The following is a 21,662-nucleotide window of genomic DNA, read 5'->3' as shown; positions in this document are numbered from 1 at the left end:
ACATACCGGGAGTCCACTGTGGCACGCACGCCTAACGGCGATGCAATTGCCTCCTCGGATGCCGCCGCATTAGGCAAAGACGAACTATTCTGGGGCGCACTGTTCCGTGGCCTCAATCGCGGCGGCTCCTTTCTGCAATTGCAGATTCGCCAGATCATCGTCACCGCGATCGAAGACGGACGGCTGCCGCTCGGCATGAAGATGCCGTCGAGCCGCGACCTCGCCACTGTGCTCAAGGTGTCGCGCAACACCGTGGTGATCGCTTACGAGCAACTCGTCGATCAGAACTTTCTGGTCTCCCGGCAACGCAGTGGTTACTTCGTCGCCGGCCTGCCGAAGAAATTCGCCACCGATCCGCCCGGTCTCAGCGAAGCCACGAGCCGCGGCGACGAACACTGGGCCGATCGGTTCGCGGTCAAGCCGTCGGCGCATCGCAACATCGTCAAGCCGCTCGACTGGCAGACCCATCCCTATCCGTTCATCTTCGGCCAGTTCGATCCGAGCCTGTTTCCCACCAACGATTGGCGTGAAAGCGCGCGGGCCGCGCTCAGCGTGCCTGAGATCAACAATTGGGCGCGCGACCTGATCGACGGCGACGATCCGGCCCTGATCGAGCAATTGCAGCTTCAGGTCCTTCCGCGACGCGGCATCCATGCCCGCGCCGACGAGATCATGATGACGATCGGCGCCCAGCACGCGCTGTATCTGATCGCGACGCTGTTCATTAACGGGCAGACCAAGGTCGGCATCGAAGAGCCCGGCTATCCGGACGCCCGCAACATCTTCCGGATGCTGACGCCGAACGTGGCGCCGCTGGCCGTCGATGCCGAAGGGCTGGTGCCGGATGCCACGTTCCAGAGCTGTGCGCTGGCCTACGTCACTGCCAGCCATCAATGCCCGACCGCGGTGACGATGCCGCTGCCGCGACGGGTGGAGCTGTTGAAGGCCGCCGCAGCCGGTGACGTGGTGGTGGTCGAGGACGATTACGAAGGCGAACTGATGCCGGAATCGGCAACGCTGCCGCCGTTGAAGAGCATCGATCGCGCCAGCAACGTGCTCTATGTCGGCAGCCTGTCGAAGGCGTTGGCGCCGGGTCTGAGGCTCGGCTACGTCGTCGCGCCCGCTCCGGTGATCCGCGAACTCCGCGCGCTGCGCCGGCTGATGCTGCGACATCCGCCGCTCAACAATCAGCGCGTCGCGGCGCTGTTCATCGGTCTCGGGCATTATCGGGCGCATCTGTCCCAGGTCGGACGGGTCCTGCTCGAGCGCGCCAAACTGCTCGACCATCTGCTGCCGAAGCACCTTCCCGGCTGCAGTTTCTCACGAGGGCCGGGCTCGACCAATTTTTGGGTAACGTGCCCGACCTCGATCGACGCCACCGCATTAGCTCAGGCCGCGCTCGAACAGGGCGTCGTCATCGAGCCCGGCGCGGTGTTCTCGATGGACGAGACCGCGAGCCGGCACTGCTTCCGGCTCGGATTCTCCTCGATCCGCACCGACCGCATCGAAGTCGGCATCGAACGGCTCGGAAAGGTGCTGGCGAAGCAGCTCGAAGGCTAAGAACACCGCCGTCATTGCGAGCGAAGCGAAGCAATCCAGAGGTCCGAGCAAAGAGCTGGATTGCTTCGTCGCTACGCTCCTCGCAATGACGGGGACACGTCTGCCTCACAACAGCTCGGACAGCCCCTTCGCGGCGCTGAGCAGCGCGACGCCGCCGAGGCTGGCGATCGAGACCCGGCGATGCAGCCGCTCGCTGCCGCGGCGAAAGCCCTGCTCGCCGATCCAGGTGCCGAGCACCATCACCGGCAGCGCCATCGCCGCCAGCCACAGCACATTCACGGTGGCAAGGCCGACCAGCGCAATGCTGGTGAAACCGGCGATCGAGGTCGCAAGGAAAAACACCAGCAGCGAGGCGCGCACCGCGACCGCGCGGAACGGCCCCGACATGTAGTACACGATCGCCGGTGGGCTCGGCATCGCGGCGAGGCCGTTGAACAGACCGCACAATATGCCGACGCTGGTCGTGACCGGCGGCGACGGGATCTTCTCGATGGCAAAGCCGCGACCCAACACCACCACCGCCGCCGCCGTGATGGTCGCAATCACGATCCGCGCCACCGGCGCCGGCGCAACGCTGAGCGCCAGCGCCCCGATCGGCGAGCCGATCACCGCGCCGACGATCAGCCAACGCAGCGACGCCCAGTGACAGTCGCGATGATTGCGGCGCAGATCATTGAGCCCGCCGAGCAGTTGCAGCAGCACGGCGACCGGCACCGCCTTCGCGGGCGGCATGAACATGCCCATCAGTGGAACCGCGGCGAGCGCGAAGCCGAACCCGGTGAAGCCGCGCAGCAGCGCGGCCGCCAGGACCGCGCTCAGCACGCCGGCGATCGCCATCGGCGACGGCAGCGTCAACAGGAAACTCGCAGACGCCTCGGCGATCAGCTCGTGCATCGTCGTCGTCACCGCATATCGATGACGACGGTCTTCTTCTTGGTGAAGTGCTCGAGCATCGCCTCCAGCGACGCTTCCTTGCCGAGGCCCGACTTGCGGAAGCCGCCGTAGCTCAGATTCGGCTGGATGGTGAGGTTCTGATTGACCTGGACGTAGCCGGCGTCGAGCCGCTGCACGGTGCGCAGCGCGCTGCGCAGATCGTTGGTCCACACCGTCGCGGCCAGGCCGAAGTCGCTGTCGTTGGCGCGCGCGATGACGTCGTCCTCGTCGTCCCATGGCTGCACGCAGACCACCGGTCCGAAAATCTCCTCGCGCATCAGCGGCGAATCCTCCGGCACGCCGGTGATGATGGTGGGCTGCAGGAACAGACCGTCCTTCAGATGAGCCGCGCCGGGCAGCTCGCCGCAGCGATCCACTTTGGCGCCCGCGGTGCGCGCGCCGAGATCGATGTAGGATTCGACCTTGGCCTTCTGCCGCTGCGAGATCACCGTGCCGATATCGGTCGCCTCGTCCAGCGGATCGCCGATCTTCAGCTTGCTCACCGCCTCGCGGAGCGCCCCCACGAAAGCATCGATCAGCGAGGCGTGGACGTAGATCCGGCTGGCGGCGGTGCAGCTCTGGCCCTGACGGGTGAACCTCATGCCGGCGATCGCACCGGCGACAGTGCGCGACAGATCGGCGTCCGGATATACGATCATCGGGCTCTTGCCGCCGAGTTCGAGGCTGACCGGAATGATCTTCTTGGCCGCCATCTGATAGATCAGCTCGCCGACCGCCTGCGAGCCGGTGAACGTGACCTTGGCGACCGCAGGATGCTCGACCAGGGCCGCGCCGCAGTCACGGCCGGTGCCGCAAATGACGTTGAGCACGCCGTCGGGCAACAGCTTCGCCATCAGCCGCGCCATTTCGATGGTCGCATACGGCGCCTCTTCCGAGGCTTTCACCACCACCGTGTTGCCCGCCACCAGCGCCGGGGCGATCTTCAGCATCATCAGCACCAGCGGCACGTTCCACGGCAGGATCGCGGCGACGACGCCGAGCGGCTCACGGCTGGTGTAGGTGAGAATCTGCGGATCGAACGGCAGCGTCTCACCCTTCAGTTCCGAGGCGAGGCCCGCATACATCGTGGTGATATCAATCGCGGTCGCGACTTCGCCGCGGCATTCGGTGCGGATCGCCTTGCCGGTTTCCAGCGCCAGCACGGTGGCAATGACGTCGCTTTGCTCCGCGATGGCGCGCGCCGCGGCGGCGATCAGCTTGCCGCGCTGGCGTGCCGGCGTTGCGGCCCAGCCGGGAAACGCCGCCGACGCAGCCGCAACCGCACGGGCGACATCGTCGCCGGTCGCGGCTGGCGCCTTGCCGATCACTTGCCCGGTCGCAGGGTCGACGACGTCGAGCGTGGCGCCGCCGACAGACGGCACCAAGGCGTTGCCGATCAGGTGACGGGCCTGAAGTTGCGAGATCACCTCCGACACGGCGGGGGCGATGGCGGGATCGATGCGGGTGGCGATGTTGATCATCACGCCACCTTGGCGATCCGGCTTCCAACGCGAAGGTCCAGCGCGGCCCAAGCCATTGGGCCAGACGCTAGTGCTTCGCGTCTGGTCCGCCGAGACCGCGCCATCTGGTTCTAAGGCGCGAGCGGCGGCTCGTGACACGCTTCGCACGAAGCTGCCGGCGAGTCCGCGTCAACCACGGAAACGCTCGCGCGCCCACCATGATGGAATCGACATGTCCGATCTCGATACTCAGCGATTGCAGACGCTGCATCAGCTCTTCGACGCGTTCAACCGCCACGACGGCGCCGCCGTGATGGCCGTAATGACCGACGACATCGTGTTCGATGCAGCGGCCGGTCCCGAAGCCTGCGGTCGCCGCATCGCAGGCACGGCCGATGTCCGCGCCGCGTTCGAGACGACGTTCGCCACCTTCCCGGATGTGAGCTGGGAATGCACCCGCCACGCCGTGTTCGGCGACCGCGGCATCTCCGAATGGATCTTCCGCGCGACCACCAAGGACGGCGGCAGGATCGAGGCCGAGGGCGTCGACCTGTTCGGCTTCCGCGACGGGCTGATCTGCACCAAGAGCGCGTTCCGTAAGGATCGTCCGGTGCTGCCGGCGACGGGGGCATCGGCATGAACAAGCCCATCAAGACCCCGCCGCTCGCCTCCTACGATCCGCACTACGATCCGCTCGTCAGCGAAGGCCCCGGCCTCAATCGCGACTATGCGCCGACCTACTGGACGGCGACCTGCGGTCCGCTCCCCGAAGACGACGGTCCGATCAGCCGCGACATCGACGTCGATGTCGCGATCGTCGGCTCGGGTTTCACCGGACTCGCCTCCGCGGTGTTCCTTGCGCGCGAGCACGGCATCAAAGCCGCGGTGCTGGAAGCCAATCGCGTTGCCTGGGGCTGCAGCACACGCAACGGAGGCCAGGGCCAAAACGCCGCCGGCCGGCTGACGCGCTCGCAATGGATCGCGCGCTGGGGGCAGGACATCGCGCTCAAGCTGCACGCCGAAATCAGCGACGGCTTCGAGACCTTCGAGGAACTGATCCGGCAAAGCCCGATCGACTGCGAAGCGCAGCGCGGCGGTCATCTCTACATCGCGCACCGTCCGCGCAATTTCGAGAAGATCTCGGCCGAGGCCAAGGTGCTGAGCGAAGTGTTCGGCGAGCCGACCAAGGTGATCTCGGCAGGCCAGCTCCGGAGTGATTACCTCAACGAAGCCGAGGCGGTCGGCGCGACGCTGGAGCCGCGCGGCACCGGCGTGCATCCGGCCAAGCTCGCGTTTGGCTATCAGCAGATGGCGCGCGACCTTGGGGCCACCGTGCATCCAGGCAGCCCGGTGATCGAGATCACCGAGCGGGGCGGCGCGTTCTATCTGCGCACTCCGGGCGGCACCGTGAAGGCGCGCGCGGTCGGGATCGCCACCGGCGCCTACACGGCCCCGGGACTGACGCCGCTGCTGCGGGGCCGGTGCATGCCGATCCTGTCGAACTCGATCGTCACCCGGCCGCTGACTCCGGCCGAACTCGAAGCCACCGGCTTCAAGACCAAGCTGGTGCTGACCGATACCCGCACGCTGCGTTACTACTACCGTCTGCTGCCGGACAACCGCATCCAGATCGGCAGCCGCTCGTCGATCACCGGCGCCGACGCCGATCATCCGAAGCACCTGCAGCTCCTGATCGATGGCCTGCACCGCAAATTCCCGGCGCTGCAGGGGATCGAGATCGACTACTCGTGGTGGGGCTGGGTCGACGTCAGCCACGACATGATGCCGCGAATCTTCCAGCCCAACCCGGCCCAGAAACTGGTCTATGCGCTCGGCTATGGTGGCAACGGCGTGTCGTATTCGGCCCAAGCGGGACGCCGCATGGCGCAGATGATCGCCGGACAGCGTTTCAAAGGTCAGGATCTGCCGATCTTCACCTCGCCGCTGCCGACCCACACCTTCTCGCCGTTCCGCCGGATCGGCCAGCGCATGTTGTATCGCTGGTATCACTTCCGCGACGAAGCGGCGTAAGCCTCAACCCCGGTGAGTGCGGCCGAAGGCGAAGCCTGAGGCGCGCATAAGCGACCACGAAAAATCCCGGCAGGTCGGACCTGCCGGGATTTTTGATTTCAAAGCTGAACCGGCATCGTCTGCCGGAGAAACCGTGAGCCGATCAGGCGGCCTTCTTGAGCGGGCGCACCGTCCCCGTCTTGGCGCGGCGGACATCGGCCACAGGCTGCGAAGAGCGCTTGTCGAAGGCATCGCCCGCCGTCAGCACCACCAGGCCGGCGATCCCGGCGAACGCACCGGCCACCGCCACGGTGATCACCAGCGGATAACCGAAGGTGTAGATCAGCGCGGCGCCGACGACCACGGCGTTGAACAGGAAGAAATACGGCGCCTCCGGGCTGCCATGCTTGGCGTCCTTCACCAGCCAGCCGACGACGGGAATTTGGTAGAAGGCTTTAGTCAGGAAATTCAAGGCGCTGCTCCTCTGCCTGGACCGCTGCCATCTGAACGGGAGGCGTTCGGCGCTCCCGTGGCGGCCCCGCAGCGAGGGGCGCGGCACTGCAAACTTTAGTCTATCGCAATGCAGTAATTGTCAATCACGAATGCGACGAATTTGCATTCGTGAGACGACGGAACCACGAAGACAACGATTTTTCCGTGAACATTTGGCCGTGGAATGTCCAGTTTGCGGCATCCAGGAACCTTATCGTTGCGGTTCGTCCCCCGCACCGATCCGGTAGCCGATGCCCGGCTCGGTCAGGATGATCTGCGGCTCGTCGGCCCGGGTTTCGATCTTCTGCCGAAGCTGGCCGATATAGACCCGCAGATATTGCGTGTCGGAGGTGTGGGCCGGGCCCCATACTGCCGCCAGGATCTGCCGATGGGTGACCACCCGTCCGGCATGACGGACCAGAAACGCCAACAGTTCAAATTCCTTAGGCGTCAGCTTGATCTCTGCGCCGCCACGCGTCACCCGCCGCCGCACCGCGTCGATCTCGAGCCCGCCGACGGTCAGCGCGGCCGGCTCGTCGTGGCGTTGCATCCGGTGACGCATCGCCGCACGCATCCGGGCCATCAGCTCGCCGGTGGCGAACGGCTTGTTGACGTAATCGTCGGCGCCGAGGTCGAGCGAGGCGATCTTCTCGGCCTCTCGCTCGCGCGCCGACAACACCACGATCGGCAGGTCGGACCAGCTCCGCACCTGCCGGATCACCTCCTTGCCGTCACCATCGGCCAGGCCGAGATCGAGCAGGACAATATCGGGCGCCTGTGACGCGATGTGCTTGACGGCGTCGGTCACCGTTTCGGCGTGCGCGACCTCGTAGCCGTTGGCTTCGAGCGCCGGTTTCAGAAAGCGAAGGATCGCCGGCTCGTCGTCGACCACCAGCGCGCGCGGTTTACCGCTCATGATGTCTGCACCTCGGTCGCAGCGGTGTTCACGAAGCTCAAGACCATCCGGGTGCCGCGACCGGCTTCGACCGGACTGACGGCGAGAACCGTGCCGCCATGAGCCTGCATGATGCCGCGCGCAATCGCCAACCCGAGCCCAACGCCGCCACGATCATTGGACGTGGCCTTGGCAGAGGCGCTCTGCACGAACCGTTCGAAGATCTGCGGCAGATCCGCCGCGGCAATGCCGGGACCATCGTCGGTGATCCGCAGGCGCACCCAGCCGGGTTCGACCTCGGCATCGATCACGATCTTCGACGTCGGCGGCGTGTGGGCGACCGCATTGGCAACGATATTGCCGAGCGCCTGTTCGATCAGCGCCGCGTCGGCATTCACCAGCGGAACGTCGGCCGGCCACTCCAGGACCAGATGATGCGCCGCGCCGCGACGCCGGGTGGCGGCGATCACCCGCGCGGAAATCTCGCGCAGATCGACCCAGTCGCGCCGCAGTTCCAGCGCCCCCGACTCGATTCTGGTGATCGACAGCAGGTTCCGCACCATCTCGTCGAGTCCCTCGGCCTCCTCGCGAATATTGGCGAGCAGATCGCGTGTCGCGCTGGCGTCGATCTTGTCGCCATAGGTCAGAAGGCTGGTGGCTGAACCGAGAATTGACGACAGCGGCGTGCGGAAGTCGTGTGAGATCGACGCCAAAAGCGTGTTGCGAACCCGCTCGGTCTCTGTCGCGGTGCGGGCGCTGACCATGTCGCGGGTCAGCGCCGCGCGCTGCAACGCCGCCGCGGTCTGCTCGGTGAGCGTATCGAGCAGCGCCTGCGCTTCGGAATCCAGCGCCGCGCCGTCCTTGCCCTGCATCATCACACCGACCACGCCGTAGGTGGTGTCGCCGGTACGCACCGGCAGAAACCGCCAGGGTACGATCGGCAACGTCCCGGTTTCGAACCCGGCTGCCTCGGCATGGGTGAAGGCCCAACGCGCCGCCATCGTGGCGGCCTCGTCGAGCAAATCCTCCGGCGGCCAAGCCGCGGCCAGGACCAGTTCGTCGCCCTGCGGCAACAGGACCATCACAGACCGGCCGAGACTGGCGTGGATCTCACTCGCCGCACCTTCGGCAATCGCATCCATCGTCGCGAGCCCGGACAACCGCCGGGTGAACTCGTACAGCCGGCGCATCGCACGGACACGTCCCGCCGAGACGCGCGCCTGCTCGCGCAGGCGGCCGGCCAGCGTGGCGGCGACCACGGCGACCACCAGATACACCAGCAGCGCCAGCAACTCGTAAGGCTCGGCAATGGTGAAGGTGTAGAGCGGTGCGATGAAGAAGAAGTTGTAGGTGAGGAACGACAGCGCCGAGGCGAAGATCGCCGGGCCCACGCCGGATTTCACCGCGCTGAACAGCACTGCCATCAGGAACACCGCCGACAGGCTGGCCGCCGGAATCACCTGGGCGAGTCCGCGACCGACCACCAACGCGCCGGCCACTGCAGCGGCGGCATAAAGGAAGTGGGCCGGCGTCGAGGCGTTCATCCGCGCCACCAGCGACCGCGGCGTCCGGACCGCGGAGTCCGCCGGCAATGGCACCAGATGGATGGCGATGTCGGTCGAGCGCTGCATCAATCGCTGCTGCAGCGAGCGTTGCAGCCATTGCCGCAGCGTGCCGCCGCGGGAACGACCGATCACGATCTGGGTGACGTTCTCGAACCGCGCGAACCGCAGCAATTCGTCGGGCAGATCGTTGCCGGTCAGGGTGTGGATCTCTGCACCCAGGCTCTCGGCGAGCTTCAGCGCGGTGTCCACCCGCTTGCGTGACGTGGCGTCGAGCCCGACGCCGGAGCGCTCCACCGTGACGGCGATCCACGGCGCGTCCATCAGATCGGCGAGTCGCTTGGCTGTCCGAACCACCCCGGGCGACGCCGTATCCGGGCCGACGCAGGCGAGGATCCGCTCCCCCGCCGCCCATGGCCCCTCGATCGCCTGCGCCTGCATCCGCTCGACCAGTGCGGCGTCGACCCGTTCGGCTGCGCGGCGCAGCGCCAACTCGCGCAGCGCGGTCAGGTTCTGCGGCTTGAAGAAGCTCTCGACCGCACGGGCCGCGGTATCCTGGACATAGACCTTGCCTTCGGCGAGGCGCTTGAGCAGTTCGTCCGGCGGCAGGTCGACCAGAACGATCTCGTCGGCGCGGTCGAACACCTTGTCCGGCACGGTTTCGCGGACCCGGATCTTGCTGATCTTCAGCACGACGTCGTTGAGACTCTCGAGGTGCTGGATGTTCAGCGTGGTCCAGACGTCGATGCCGGCGGCGAGCAGCTCGTCGATATCCTGCCAGCGCTTCGGGTGCCGGCTGCCGGGGACGTTGGTGTGGGCGAATTCGTCGACCAGCAGCAGCGACGGCTTGCGCGCGAGGGCGCCGTCGAGGTCGAACTCGCGCATCACCCGATGCCGGTACACGATCGGGGCGCGCGGCAACTGCTCGAGCCCCTGCAGCACCTGCTCGGTCTCGCGCCGTCCGTGGGTCTCGACCAGCCCTGCGACGACATCGCGCCCGCCGGCCAGCTCGCTGCGGGCGGCGGAGAGCATCGCAAAGGTCTTGCCGACACCGGGAGCGGCGCCGACGAAGATCTTCAGCCGGCCGCGCCCTTCCTTGCTGGCGAGCGCCAGCAGGGCATCCGGGGAAGCGCGCGCAGTGACGGTGACGGACATCAGGTCCTCGGCCGATTTTGCCCCAATCTATCCAGCGCCAGGTTTAATTTCAGTACGTTGACGCGCGGTTCGCCGAACAGGCCGAGGTCGCGGCCTTCGATCCGGCTGTCCACCAGAGCGCGCAGCTCGGCCTCCGGCAGGTTCCGCACCTTGGCAATGCGCGGCACCTGAAACAACGCCGCCTCCGGAGAGATCTCCGGGTCCAGGCCGCTGCCCGACGTGGTGACCAGATCGACCGGCACCGGCGCGCTCGGGTTCTCCTGCTTGGCTGCGGCGACGTCCGCCGCCAGCCGGTCGGCCAGCGCCTTGCTGGTCGGGCCTAGATTGGAGCCGCCGGAAGCGGCGGCATTGTACGGCGCCGGCACGGTTTTGCTGGGATCCTGCGGATCCGGCGCGGTGGTGGCCGACAGCCGGCCGTGAAAATACTTCGCTTCGGTGAACGACTGACCTATCAGCGCCGATCCGATCACCCGGCCGTCCTGCTCGATCAGGCTGCCGTTCGCCTGTGCTGGAAACAGCGTTTGGGTGATTCCGGTCATGGCCAGCGGATACACAAGCCCGGTCAGGCAGGCGAGGGCAACGAACGTCACGAGCGCGGGGCGGATTTCCTTCAACATGGCGTCACCTTTCAGGCGAGATGCAGCGCGGTCACCGCGAGGTCGATGACCTTGATTCCGATGAACGGCAGCACGATGCCGCCGAGGCCGTAGATCAGCAGATTGCGCCGCAGCAGCGCCACCGCCCCGACCGGTCGATAGGTCACGCCCTTCAGCGCCAGCGGAATCAGCGCGATGATGATCAACGCATTGAACACGATCGCCGACAGGATCGCGCTTTGCGGCGTCGAAAGCCCCATGATGTTGAGAGCGCCGAGCTGCGGATAGAACGCCACGAAGATCGCCGGGATGATGGCGAAGTACTTGGCGACGTCGTTGGCGATCGAGAAGGTGGTCAGCGCGCCGCGGGTCATCAGGAGCTGCTTGCCGATCTCCACCACCTCGATCAGCTTGGTCGGATCGGAATCGAGGTCGACCATGTTGCCGGCTTCGCGCGCCGCCTGCGTGCCGCTCTGCATCGCCACGCCGACGTCGGCCTGGGCGAGTGCCGGCGCGTCGTTGGTGCCGTCCCCGCACATCGCGATCAGCCGCCCGTTGGCCTGTTCGCTACGGATGTAGCGCAGCTTATCCTCGGGGGTCGCTTGGGCGATGAAATCGTCGACGCCCGCTTCCGAAGCGATCGAGGCGGCGGTGACCGGATTGTCGCCGGTGATCATCACCGTCTTGATCCCCATCCGCCGCAGCGCCGCGAAGCGTTCCTTCACGTCGGGCTTGACCACGTCCTTCAGATGAATGACGCCGAGCAGCCGGCCGGCTTCCGCGAGGCCGAGCGGCGTGCCGCCGGCGCGGGCGATACGATCGACCGCCGCGCGAAACGCCGGGGGCTCGGCGACATCGGCGCGGGATTCGTCTCGGACGAATTTCAGCACCGAATCGACCGCGCCCTTGCGCAAGCGGCGGCCGCCCGCATCGATGCCGGACAACCGGGTCGTCGCCGAGAACGGGATGAACGTCGCGTCCGACGGAGCGGCATCGATCGACAGCCCGAATTTCTCCCGCGCCAGTGCCACGATCGAACGCCCTTCGGCGGTCTCGTCGGCCTGACTGGCCAGCAGCGCTGCCTCGGCCGCTTCGGCGTCGCTGACGCCGGGCACCGGAATGATCTCGGAGGCGAGGCGATTGCCGAAAGTAATCGTGCCGGTCTTGTCGAGCAGCAGCGTGTCGATGTCACCGGCGGCCTCGACCGCACGCCCCGACATCGCCAGCACGTTGAAGCGCACCAGCCGGTCCATCCCGGCGATACCGATCGCCGACAATAGCGCGCCGATCGTGGTCGGAATCAGCGTCACGAACAGCGCCACCAGCACGACCACCGAAATCGAACCGCCTGCGTAGGTCGCGAAGCTCGGGATCGCGTCGACCACGACCACGAAGATCACGGTGAGGCCGACCAGCAGGATATTGAGCGCAATCTCGTTCGGCGTCTTCTGCCGCTCGGCGCCTTCGACCAGCTTGATCATGCGGTCGAGAAACGACGAGCCGACTGCCGTCGTGATGCGGACCACGATCCGATCCGAAATCACCGTCGTGCCGCCGGTCACGGCGGACCGATCGCCGCCTGATTCGCGGATCACCGGTGCGGACTCGCCGGTGACCGCGGCCTCGTTGACGGAGGCGATGCCTTCGATCACTTCGCCGTCGCCGGGGATCGTATCACCGGCTTCGCACAGCACCAGATCGCCGACCTCGAGACGCTCGGCCGCGACACCTTCATACAGCTCGTTGTTACCCGGCATCAGCAGGCGCTTGGCCGTCGTCTGCGCCCGCGTCTGCCGCAGCGTGTCGGCTTGCGCCTTGCCGCGACCTTCGGCGACCGCCTCGGCAAAATTGGCGAACAGAATGGTGAACCAGAGCCAGATTGCGATCTGCAATTCGAACAGCATGTCGCCGCCGCCCGTGAAGGCGTCACGGACGGTCAGAACGGTAGCGAGCGCGGTGACGACTTCGAGTACGAACATCACCGGATTCTTGACCAGCGTCCGCGGATCGAGCTTGACGAAAGCCTGACCGATCGCCGGCAGCAGGATCGCCGGATCCAGCATCGTCGCCGATGGTGAGTTCTTGCGCAGTTTCGAGACTTTCATGACCGTTGCTCCGAACTAATAGGCGACGCCTTGCAGCATCGACAGATGCTCGGCGATCGGACCGACCGCGAGCGCCGGGAAGAAGGTGAGGCCGCCGACAATCAGGATGGTTCCAACCAGCAGACCGACGAATAGCGGTCCGGTTGTCGGGAAGGTGCCGGCGGTCGCCGCGACGGATCTCTTGGCGGCGAGCGAGCCCGCAATCGCCATCGCCGGGACGATCATCCAGAACCGGCCCAGGAACATCGCGATCGCACCGGTGAGGTTGTAGAACGGCGTATTGCCGGAGAGGCCACCGAACGCCGATCCGTTGTTGGCCGCCTGCGAGGTGAAGGCGTACAGCACCTCGGAGTAGCCGTGCGGACCGGCGTTGCCCATCGACGCCACCGCGGACGGAACCACCACCGCGATCGCCGTGAAGCCGAGCATCACCAGCGGCAGGATCAGGATCGCCAGCATCGCCATCTTGACCTCGCGCGCCTCGATCTTCTTGCCGACATATTCGGGCGTGCGGCCGACCATCAGTCCGGCCAGGAAGATCGTGATCACGACGAACAGCAGCATGCCGTAAAGGCCGGCGCCGACGCCGCCGATCACGATCTCGCCGAGCTCCATGTTGATCAGCGGGATCATGCCTCCGAGCGCGGTGAACGAGTCGTGCATCGCGTTGACGGCGCCGCACGAGGCCGCCGTCGTCACCACAGCAAACAACGCCGAAGCGGCGATGCCGAACCTCGTCTCCTTGCCCTCCATGTTGCCGCCGGTGAGACCGAGTGCCCGCATCGCCTCGGTGCCGTGAGCCTCGGCCCAGTAGCAGACAGCGACACCGGCGACGAACAGCACGCCCATGGCGGCGAGAATCGCCCAGCCCTGGCGCTGGTCGCCCACCATGCGGCCGAACACGTTGGTAAGCGCGGCACCGATCGCGAAGATCGCCAGAATCTGGACGAAGTTCGACAGAGCGGTCGGGTTCTCGAACGGATGCGCGGCGTTGGCGTTGAAGAATCCGCCGCCATTGGTGCCGAGCATCTTGATCGCGACCTGCGAGGCGACCGGCCCGAGCGCCAGCGTCTGCTTGCCGCCCTCGACGGTGGCCGCGTCGACGTAGGGGCCCAGCGTCTGCGGCATGCCCTGCCAAACCAGGAAGATCATGAACACGATCGAGATCGGCAGCAGCACGTAGAGCGTGCAGCGGGTAACGTCGACCCAGAAATTGCCGATGGTCTTGGCCGAGGCGCGGGCGAAGCCGCGGATCAGCGCCACGGCCAGCACAATTCCGGTCGCGGCGGACAGGAAGTTTTGCACCGTCAGGCCGAGCATCTGGGTCAGATAGGACATCGTGCTCTCGCCGCCGTAGTTCTGCCAATTGGTGTTGGTCAGGAACGAGATCACGGTGTTGAGCGCGAGATCGGGCGCTACCGCGCTCTGCTCCGCCGGATTGAACGGAAGCAGGCTCTGCAGCCGCAGCAGGCCATACAGCAGCACGAAGCCGGCCACATGGAACAGCAGCATCGCCACGGTGTAGCTGAGCCAATGCTGCTCGCGCTGCGGATCGACGCCGGCGAGGCGGTACAGCCCGGTCTCGACCGGGCGCAGCAGGGCGATGCGGCCGTCGAAGACGCGGGTAAGATAGGCGCCGAGCAGCGGCGTGAGCGCCGCGACGATGGCGCAGAACAGGATGATCTGGGTCCAGCCGATCAGAGTCATCGCCGCCTCCTCAGAACTTTTCCGGGCGCAGCAGCGCGACCACCAGATAGACCAACAGAGCGGCACTGACCGCGGCGGCGAGCGACAGGTCGAACGACATCACCGCCTCCATCAAATCCGGTCACAGGCGTAGGCGTAGCCGATCGTCGCGGCGAACAGCGCGGCAGCGACCAGCAGCATGAGCACGTCCAGCATCGAAGCCTCCTGAAAAACGGGCTACGATGCAGCTACGGTGTGGGGCGTAAGGATACGATGCGGAATTGCCCGACCGGGTATAAAGACGGCATAAGGCCGGTGCCGATGACAATGCGCCTGCCAGCCGCTAGATTATCTCCGCAATCCAACCCCAGACGATTGATGACAAAGCGTTTTCTCGTTACCGGCGGCTAACTGCCACCCGGGACTGGCGCAAGCGGGCAACCGAGACTTTCCTTGGCGGGGCGAAGCTGCTGAGACCATCGGGCTAGGCGACATGCCGATCCGCCGGCTCACCCGCCGGCTTTGACAGACCTGAGACCGCACCGTGCCGAAGAAGCTCTCCGACTATACCTTCGCCGACTGGACGCATTTGCGGCCGCTGTCGCAGGGACTGAAGACCGCGCGGTACAATCGGATCGATCGGCGGTATCGGCAGCAACCCGCCAAGGTCGGAGATCCCGCCGCGGTGGCCAGGATGATCACCGGCCGGCGCGCGCTGTTCACGGTGGCTTATCAGGATCCGCAGGCGATCGATCTGCAGATACCGTTGATCCGGCTGTTCGTGCCGGGTGCGCTGTACATCGTGGTCGACAATTCGCCCGATGACGATCGCGCCACCGAGATCGAGCGGATCTCCGCCGCCCACGGCGTTCCTTATCTGCGTGCGCCCGAAAATCCATGGCAGAAGAGCAGCCGCTCGCATGGCATCGTGCTGAACTGGATCTGGCACAATATGATCCGGCCGGGCGAACCGGAGCTGTTCGGGCTGCTCGACCACGATCTATTCCCGACCGCGCCGGACAATCCGTTCGCACCGCTCGCCACCCAGGACGTCTATGGCTACGTTCGCACCACCGAGCCACCGAGCGAGCGCTGGTTCTTGTGGGCCGGCTTCACCATGATGCGGTTTTCCGCGGTGCGCGATCTGCCGCTCGACTTCGGCCAGGACTGGTTCCTCGGCCTCGATACCGGCGGCGGCAACTGGGGCCCGCTCTACAGCAAGCTCGACCTTGCCAAGCTGCAGCAATCCCCGTCGCGATTCGTGCCGTACCGCGACGGCCTCGCCACCTATGACGGGCCTTTTCAATGGTGTGGCACTTGGCTGCACGAAGTCGGCCAGATGGGCGAGCCCGAGATCATGCGCGACAAGCGCCGGGTGGTCGTTGAGCTGCTGGCGCCGCATTTGGAGGCTGCGCGAAATCTGCCGCCTCGCTGATCCGAGTCAAAGCGTCCGCTAGGGTCCCGTCACAAGCTGTGCCGTCAGGCGGACGCTCGAGCGGGTGACGGAAAGACTGAGTGAGGACGTGGATGGGTGAAGCCGACAGCGGCGGCATCGTCACCGCCAGGAACGTCGACCTGTCGAGCTGCGACCGCGAGCTGGTGCAATATCCGGAGGCGATCCAGCCGCACGGCGCGATGCTCACCGTCGACGAGCAATCCGACCGGGTGCTGCACGCAAGCGCCAATTGCGCGGCGTTCATCGGCAAGCCGCCGGAAGCGGTGATCGGCGCGCCGATCGCCGCGGTGCTCGGGGCGGGCTGGCACGAACTGCTCGGCTCGCTGCACCGGATGCCGCTCGACAGCGGCCCGGTCAACATCGCCCGCGAATCCTTTCTCGGCTCGGACCAGGGTTGGCATCTGTTCGCCCATCGCTGCGGCGGCCTGATCATCCTTGAATTCGAAAAGGCGGAACCGGAAGCCGCCGGCACGACGTCGAACCTGTATTCGGAAGTCCGTGCCGATCTCGCGGCACTGCAGGCCACCGAGGGCGTGCAGGCATTCTTCGATCTGGCGGTCGAGCGGATCCGCGCCTTCACCGGCTACGACCGGGTGATGGCCTACCGCTTCGCCGAGGACGGCAGCGGGCAGGTGATCGCCGAGGCCAGGCGGGACGATCTCGAACCGTATCTCGGGCTGCATTATCCGGCGACCGACATTCCGGCGCCGGCACGCCGGCTGTTCGCGCTGAGCTGGGTGCGGCACCTGCCGGATGTCGGCTATACGCCGGTGCCACTGCTGGCGGCGAAGTCGCCACTGGTGACGGGGCCAGTCGACATGAGCTTCGCGAGCCTGCGCAGCGTCTCGGTGATGTACACCGGCTACCTGAAGAACATGGGCGTGCAGTCGACGCTGGTGATGCCGCTGGTGAAGGAAGGCCGGCTGTGGGGGCTGATCTCGGCGATGCATCATGCCGCGCCGCGCCACATCTCGCATCAGATGCGGATGGCGGCGGAATTTCTCGCCCACACGCTGTCGCTGCTGATGTCGGCGAAGGAAGACGCCGAACAGTTCGAGCGGAGCAACGCCAGGCAGGCGACCGCGGACGAACTGATCCGCCTGCTGACCAACGAGGCCGATGTCGGTGCAGCGTTGCGCGCGGCGGGCTCGCTCGACTTGCTGAACGCGCTGATCGATGCCGGCGGCGTTGCCGTGCTGTCCGGCGGCGGCGTAGCGACGCGCGGCGACACACCAGCCCCCGGGCCGCTGCTCGAACTGACAAACTGGCTGTTCGATCACGCCACACCGGTGTTTGCCACGGATCGGCTGCCGGATCTCGACGCCACCGCGCAAGCCATCGCCAAACAGGCGAGCGGCGCGCTGGCAGTTCGGCCACTGCCCGATCAACCGATCCTGATCGCCTGGCTGCGGCCCGAGCAGATCGAGGACGTGCAATGGGCAGGCGACCCGCGCAAGCCGGTCGAAATCAGCGAGGCGGACGGGATGCAGCGGCTACGGCCGCGTAACTCCTTCGCGCTGTGGAAGGAGAGCGTGCAGGGCCGCGCGGTGCCGTGGCGCGACGACGAGAAGGATGCCGCCACGCGGCTCGCCGCCGCCATCGCCGAGATTGTCGCGGCCCGCAAGGGGCGGATCGAGCGGATCAATCGGGCGCTGGATGCATCGCATTCTGAGCTCAGCCGCTACACCGATGTCGCCTCCGCCGAACTCAAGGAGCATCTGCGCGGCATCCACCATCTCACCACCTCGCTGCGCCGTCGCCAGGGCGAGGTGCTGGATGAGGAAGGGCGCCAGCAGGTCGCCACGATCCTGAAGCTGACGCAGCGGATGGATGAACTGGTCGATGCGCTGCTCGACCGCAGCCAGGGCGGCAGAGACATTGCTGTCGAGACGGTCGATCTCGATGCCGTGGTCGACGCAGCATTGGCGCCGTTCGACCGCCGGATCGCCGAAGACCGCATCGACGTGCGTCGGCCGATGCGGCTCGGCACGGCGCTGGGCAACCGCGAATGGATCGGCGAGGTTTTCACTAATCTGATCGGCAACGCCATCCGCTACAACAACAAGCCGGAGCGCTGGATCGAGATCGGCGTCGAGGCCGGCACGCCGCTGCGCTACTATGTGCGCGACAACGGCGTCGGGATCGCCGACACCGACCAGCAGTTGATCTTCCAGATGTTCCACCGCGTCGATCAGCAGGACGAGAAGTCCAAGAATGCCGGCTCCGGCCTCGCGATGGCGCGTCGGATCGTGGCCCATCACGGCGGCCGGATTTGGGTGCAGTCCCGCATCGGCGAAGGCTCGACGTTCTATTTCACGCTCGCAGCGGACGAGGAGCGCAGCGATGCGTAGTGTCGTTTGGCTCGGGCTCTCACGGCTGCGCCTGCCCCTGGTGCTGTTGGCGCTGGTGTTCGCGCTGTCGACGATCGGCCTGATGCTCATTCCCGGGGTCGACGCCCAAGGTCACCCGTGGCGGATGACGCTGTTCGAGGCGTTCTACTTCGTCACCTACACGGCCACCACGATCGGCTTCGGCGAGCTGCCGCATCCCTTCACCGATCAGCAGCGCGTCTTCGTCACCATCATCATCTATCTGTCGGTGATCGGCTGGGCTTGGCTGCTCGGCTCGTTTCTCAGCCTGGTTCAGGAGAAGGCGTTTCAGCAGACGCAGGTCAACCGGCGGTTTCGCCGCGCGGTCGCGAAGCTCGATCAGCCGTTCTATCTGGTGTGCGGGCTCGGCGACACCGGCATGACCGTGGTGCACGCACTGCGCCAGCTCGGTTCACGGCTGGTCGCGATCGACAAGGACGAACGCGCCGTGCAGCAGCTCGAAATCGAGGGACTGAACGGCAAAGCGCCCGCGCTGGTCGCCGACGCCCGCTCTCCGGAGACGCTGACCACCGCCGGGCTGATGAAGGCCGAATGCAAGGGCGTCCTGGCGCTGTGCAACGACGACGAGGTCAATCTCGCCGTCGCGATCGCCGCCTCGATCCTGCGTCCCGGCGTGCCGGTGATCGGTCGCGCCGACACCCAGGCGACCGCCGCGTCGATGGATTCGCTCGGCACCCATCGGGTGATCAACCCGTTCCGCGAATTCGCCGACCACCTGACGCTGGCGATGCGTGCGCCGGACGTCTATCGGCTGATCGCCTGGCTGACCGGCGCACCCGGCGCCTATCTGTTTCCGAGCGCGCCGGCGCGGATGCCGGCCGCGCCTGGACATTGGATCGTCTGCGGCTACGGCCGTTTCGGCCGCGAAGTCATCGCCGCCGTGCAGCGCGGCGGATTCACCGCGGCACTGATCGACCCGGTCGGCTCGCTCGTCGATCACCATCACGCCGTGCACGGTCGCGGCTCGGACGTCGCGGCGCTGCACGCAGCATCGATCGGCCGCGCGGCCGGCATCGTGGCCGGCACCGATGACGATGCGGAGAATCTGGCGATCGCGCTGGCGGCGCGGCGGCTGAAGCCGGACATCTTCGTGATCGCCCGGCAGAACCAGCGGTCCAGTCGCATGCTGTTCGCCAAGCTCGGTGCCGACATCACCATGGTGCCGAGCGAGATCATCGCCAATCAATGCCTTACGGCACTGCGCACGCCTCTGCTCGCCGACTTTCTCGAAGCCGCGCGTCGCCAGGACGCGTTGCGGGCGTTCACGCTCTCCGAGCGGCTGCGCAACGCATTCGGCAACGATACGCCACGGTTCTGGAGCGCCATGCTCGATGCCGAACACGCCCCGAAACTGATCGGCAGCGACGGCACGCTGCAGCGCCCGCTGACGATCGCCGAGCTATGCGTCGACCCGGACCACACAGGCGCCGCACATCCGCAGCGGCGGCGCGTGATCGTGCTGCGCCTGATCCGCGGCGAGACCACGATCGAGACGCCCGACGACGGCGAGGTGCTGCAGCCCGGCGATACGCTGTTGTGCGTCGGCTCCCCGACCGCCGAGACGATGCAGCAACGCATGCTCGGCAATCCGGACGCGACCGCCTGGGTCTCCGGTCAACCGCTCGAGCCGGGGGACAGGACCGGACGATGGCGGCAAAGGCTGCTCGGACGGCGGCGCTGACCCGCCGCGCCCGATCCGTACCCGTCAGAACGAGACGCGGTGCAGCGCGACGCTGTCGTGCAGCGAGAACAGCGGCCCGTCGTACATGAACGAGCACTGGTGGATCACGATACGGTCGGCCTCGACGCTGACATGGGCGTAGTCCGGCGGCTCGTGCGAGCCCGGGATATGGCCTTCAGCGACGAGATCGAATGCGACCTGATGCGCCAGCCCGCGCTGGATGTGATACGGGATGCCGCGCCACACGCCGGAAATCGGGCGGTGCAGGTGCCCCATGAACAGATAGTCCGGCTTGCGGGTGCGGGCAATCACCTCCCACTCGGCGTCCGGATTGGCGAGCCGGATCGTATCCATGTAGCGCAGCCCGGTGTCGAACGGCGGGTGATGCTGGAACAGCAGCAGCGGCCGGTCGGCGGGCGCCTCTGCCAGCGCGTGTTCGAGGAACGCCAACCGCGCCTCGCACAACAGCCCCTCGTGGTTCGGCGCGGCTTCGTTCAGCGTGTCCAGCGTGACGATCGTCGCCGCTTCGAACACCTGCACGCTCTGCACGAAGCCGCCCGCGTCCCGCGGCACGCCGGGGAAGAACTTGGCGAAGGCGTCACGCTTGTCGTGATTGCCCATCATCAGCATGGTCGGCGCGCGCAATCCCGCCAGCACCGACGCCAGATTGTCATAGGCCGGCTCCTCGCCCCAATGCGCCAGATCGCCGGTGACGATCACGAAGGCGATGTCGGGATGCTCGCGGTTGATCCGCGCCACCGCGGCCGTGAGCCGCTCGGCGGGATCGAGCCCGTAGATGCGGCGACCGCGGGCGACGAAATGCGTATCAGTGAGAACGACGAACTTCATCGCAGCATGGTCTCCCTGTTCCAGGCGTTGTAGTCGGGCGAGCCCTCGACCCGGACCTCGCCGGTGTAACCGAACTCGACCATGTGAACGGTGACGTAGTCGTCGCCGAAGAACACCACGCCGTAGGATTCCGGCAGATCGGACGCGCTCAGCATCCGGCGCTCGGAGAACAGCGGATAGCTGGCGTGGTTGGTGCCGCGGAGCGAGCTGACCGGCACGCCGGCGACCGAGCCGGCCAGCGGCAGATGGCAGTGACCGAAGAAGATGTGGCGAATGCGGTCGCGATGCCGGCCGACGATCTGGCGGAACGCGCCGTCGTCGAGCAGCCGAATCTGATCCATCGGACCGAGATGCGTCGGCATCGGATTGTGATGCATGAACAGCAGGAACGGACCGGGATGTTCGGCGAGCTGCCGGGTCAGCCACGCCCTGCGCGTCTCGCAATAACGACCCGCATGGGTGCCGGCCTCGGCGGTGTCGAGCAGCAGGCAGCGGCCGGCCGGGGTATCGTACACAGCCTGCACCAGGCCGTGCTCGTCGGCGCATTCCGGAAACACGCTCAGGAAATTCTCGCGGCGATCGTGATTGCCGATGCACAGCCGCACCGGAATCGGAAACGCGTCGATCTGCGCTTTTAGCCAGCGATAGTCGTCGGCGTCGCCCCAGTCCGACAGGTCGCCGGTGATCACCATCAGCTCGGCGTCTTGATGGTCGCGCAGGATATGGGTCAGCGCCTTCTCGAAATTCAGCCGCGGATTGCGGCCGCCGATCGTCGCGCCCGGCGTGGTGAGGTGGATGTCGCTGAGATGGATCAGTTTCATGGCCCGCTCCA

At 66.4% G+C, this 21,662-nt stretch carries 17 protein-coding genes; 6 read left to right on the top strand and 11 right to left on the bottom strand.

Translation table 11 applies throughout. From position 1 onward, the window contains the following. Positions 1-18 precede the first annotated feature (18 nt). A complete protein-coding gene (gene pdxR / locus M9H71_RS10625) occupies positions 19-1,560 on the top strand; it encodes a MocR-like pyridoxine biosynthesis transcription factor PdxR (protein WP_455404992.1) in 1,542 nt (513 codons plus the stop codon). Between the two features lie 105 nt (positions 1,561-1,665). Here the strand turns inward: pdxR and M9H71_RS10620 are convergent, their stop codons facing one another. Further along, on the bottom strand, positions 1,666-2,466 hold the full coding sequence (locus M9H71_RS10620; RefSeq protein ID WP_455404991.1) for a sulfite exporter TauE/SafE family protein: 801 nt from the start codon (positions 2,464-2,466) through the stop codon (positions 1,666-1,668). Then, positions 2,463-3,974 carry an aldehyde dehydrogenase family protein gene (locus M9H71_RS10615; RefSeq protein ID WP_455404990.1) on the bottom strand — a complete coding sequence of 504 codons (1,512 nt, stop codon included), beginning with the start codon at positions 3,972-3,974 and terminating at the stop codon, positions 2,463-2,465. Before M9H71_RS10615 ends, M9H71_RS10620 begins: the two co-directional genes overlap by 4 nt. 211 nt (positions 3,975-4,185) lie before the next feature. Here M9H71_RS10615 and M9H71_RS10610 point away from each other — a divergent pair, with 211 nt between their 5' ends. Together M9H71_RS10610 and M9H71_RS10605 are read left to right on the top strand one after the other, a co-directional pair. Continuing rightward, positions 4,186-4,593, top strand: coding sequence for a nuclear transport factor 2 family protein (locus M9H71_RS10610; protein ID WP_455404989.1), 408 nt, complete (start codon positions 4,186-4,188; stop codon positions 4,591-4,593). Next, a complete protein-coding gene (locus M9H71_RS10605; RefSeq protein WP_455404988.1) occupies positions 4,590-5,984 on the top strand; it encodes an NAD(P)/FAD-dependent oxidoreductase in 1,395 nt (464 codons plus the stop codon). The genes M9H71_RS10610 and M9H71_RS10605 overlap by 4 nt, the downstream gene beginning before the upstream one ends. A gap of 142 nt (positions 5,985-6,126) precedes the next feature. On the opposite strand, the gene M9H71_RS10600 is transcribed toward M9H71_RS10605, so the two are convergent. From M9H71_RS10600 to kdpF, 7 genes are all read right to left on the bottom strand, one after another. Then, a complete protein-coding gene (locus tag M9H71_RS10600; RefSeq protein ID WP_455404987.1) occupies positions 6,127-6,435 on the bottom strand; it encodes a hypothetical protein in 309 nt (102 codons plus the stop codon). Between the two features lie 231 nt (positions 6,436-6,666). Beyond that, the gene (locus M9H71_RS10595; RefSeq protein WP_455404986.1) at positions 6,667-7,371 is read right to left on the bottom strand and encodes a response regulator; all 705 of its coding nucleotides are present in this window, start codon (positions 7,369-7,371) and stop codon (positions 6,667-6,669) included. Continuing rightward, positions 7,368-10,067 carry an ATP-binding protein gene (locus M9H71_RS10590; protein ID WP_455404985.1) on the bottom strand — a complete coding sequence of 900 codons (2,700 nt, stop codon included), beginning with the start codon at positions 10,065-10,067 and terminating at the stop codon, positions 7,368-7,370. Before M9H71_RS10590 ends, M9H71_RS10595 begins: the two co-directional genes overlap by 4 nt. Then, the gene (locus M9H71_RS10585) at positions 10,067-10,684 is read right to left on the bottom strand and encodes a K(+)-transporting ATPase subunit C (protein WP_455404984.1); all 618 of its coding nucleotides are present in this window, start codon (positions 10,682-10,684) and stop codon (positions 10,067-10,069) included. Before M9H71_RS10585 ends, M9H71_RS10590 begins: the two co-directional genes overlap by 1 nt. Positions 10,685-10,695: 11 nt before the next feature. Beyond that, on the bottom strand, positions 10,696-12,768 hold the full coding sequence (gene kdpB, locus M9H71_RS10580) for a potassium-transporting ATPase subunit KdpB (RefSeq protein WP_455404983.1): 2,073 nt from the start codon (positions 12,766-12,768) through the stop codon (positions 10,696-10,698). 15 nt (positions 12,769-12,783) lie between these two features. Continuing rightward, positions 12,784-14,475 carry a potassium-transporting ATPase subunit KdpA gene (gene kdpA, locus M9H71_RS10575; RefSeq protein ID WP_455404982.1) on the bottom strand — a complete coding sequence of 564 codons (1,692 nt, stop codon included), beginning with the start codon at positions 14,473-14,475 and terminating at the stop codon, positions 12,784-12,786. A 10-nt stretch (positions 14,476-14,485) separates the two neighbouring features. Further along, positions 14,486-14,575 (bottom strand): K(+)-transporting ATPase subunit F, encoded by a 90-nt coding sequence (gene kdpF / locus M9H71_RS10570; protein ID WP_164604702.1) that lies wholly within the window; start codon positions 14,573-14,575, stop codon positions 14,486-14,488. 423 nt (positions 14,576-14,998) lie between these two features. Here kdpF and M9H71_RS10565 point away from each other — a divergent pair, with 423 nt between their 5' ends. From M9H71_RS10565 to M9H71_RS10555, 3 genes are all read left to right on the top strand, one after another. Beyond that, on the top strand, positions 14,999-15,889 hold the full coding sequence (locus M9H71_RS10565; protein ID WP_455404981.1) for a hypothetical protein: 891 nt from the start codon (positions 14,999-15,001) through the stop codon (positions 15,887-15,889). Between the two features lie 92 nt (positions 15,890-15,981). Next, entirely contained in the window at positions 15,982-18,261 is a 2,280-nt protein-coding gene (locus tag M9H71_RS10560; protein ID WP_455404980.1) for an ATP-binding protein, read from the top strand. Then, complete coding sequence (locus tag M9H71_RS10555) at positions 18,254-19,981, top strand: potassium channel family protein (protein WP_455404979.1); 1,728 nt, start codon at positions 18,254-18,256, stop codon at positions 19,979-19,981. Before M9H71_RS10560 ends, M9H71_RS10555 begins: the two co-directional genes overlap by 8 nt. Before the next feature lie 24 nt (positions 19,982-20,005). On the opposite strand, the gene M9H71_RS10550 is transcribed toward M9H71_RS10555, so the two are convergent. Together M9H71_RS10550 and M9H71_RS10545 are read right to left on the bottom strand one after the other, a co-directional pair. Next, on the bottom strand, positions 20,006-20,830 hold the full coding sequence (locus tag M9H71_RS10550) for a phosphodiesterase (RefSeq protein WP_455404978.1): 825 nt from the start codon (positions 20,828-20,830) through the stop codon (positions 20,006-20,008). Then, positions 20,827-21,651 (bottom strand): phosphodiesterase, encoded by an 825-nt coding sequence (locus tag M9H71_RS10545; RefSeq protein ID WP_455404977.1) that lies wholly within the window; start codon positions 21,649-21,651, stop codon positions 20,827-20,829. Before M9H71_RS10545 ends, M9H71_RS10550 begins: the two co-directional genes overlap by 4 nt. Positions 21,652-21,662: the final 11 nt, after the last annotated feature.

It is taken from the genome of Rhodopseudomonas parapalustris, from assembly GCF_053772255.1.
This window is presented reverse-complemented; position numbering and strand designations above follow the sequence as displayed.

Bases quoted from the DNA above. Each gene is read 5' to 3' on its own strand.
- M9H71_RS10615 (WP_455404990.1), bottom strand. From the start codon at position 3,974: ATGATCAACATCGCCACCCGCATCGATCCCGCCATCGCCCCCGCCGTG.
- M9H71_RS10610 (WP_455404989.1), top strand. From the start codon at position 4,186: ATGTCCGATCTCGATACTCAGCGATTGCAGACGCTGCATCAGCTCTTC.
- M9H71_RS10605 (WP_455404988.1), top strand. From the start codon at position 4,590: ATGAACAAGCCCATCAAGACCCCGCCGCTCGCCTCCTACGATCCGCAC.
- M9H71_RS10595 (WP_455404986.1), bottom strand. From the start codon at position 7,371: ATGAGCGGTAAACCGCGCGCGCTGGTGGTCGACGACGAGCCGGCGATC.
- M9H71_RS10590 (WP_455404985.1), bottom strand. From the start codon at position 10,067: ATGTCCGTCACCGTCACTGCGCGCGCTTCCCCGGATGCCCTGCTGGCG.
- M9H71_RS10585 (WP_455404984.1), bottom strand. From the start codon at position 10,684: ATGTTGAAGGAAATCCGCCCCGCGCTCGTGACGTTCGTTGCCCTCGCC.
- kdpB (WP_455404983.1), bottom strand. From the start codon at position 12,768: ATGAAAGTCTCGAAACTGCGCAAGAACTCACCATCGGCGACGATGCTG.
- kdpA (WP_455404982.1), bottom strand. From the start codon at position 14,475: ATGACTCTGATCGGCTGGACCCAGATCATCCTGTTCTGCGCCATCGTC.
- kdpF (WP_164604702.1), bottom strand. From the start codon at position 14,575: ATGTCGTTCGACCTGTCGCTCGCCGCCGCGGTCAGTGCCGCTCTGTTG.
- M9H71_RS10560 (WP_455404980.1), top strand. From the start codon at position 15,982: ATGGGTGAAGCCGACAGCGGCGGCATCGTCACCGCCAGGAACGTCGAC.
- M9H71_RS10555 (WP_455404979.1), top strand. From the start codon at position 18,254: ATGCGTAGTGTCGTTTGGCTCGGGCTCTCACGGCTGCGCCTGCCCCTG.
- M9H71_RS10550 (WP_455404978.1), bottom strand. From the start codon at position 20,830: ATGAAGTTCGTCGTTCTCACTGATACGCATTTCGTCGCCCGCGGTCGC.
- M9H71_RS10545 (WP_455404977.1), bottom strand. From the start codon at position 21,651: ATGAAACTGATCCATCTCAGCGACATCCACCTCACCACGCCGGGCGCG.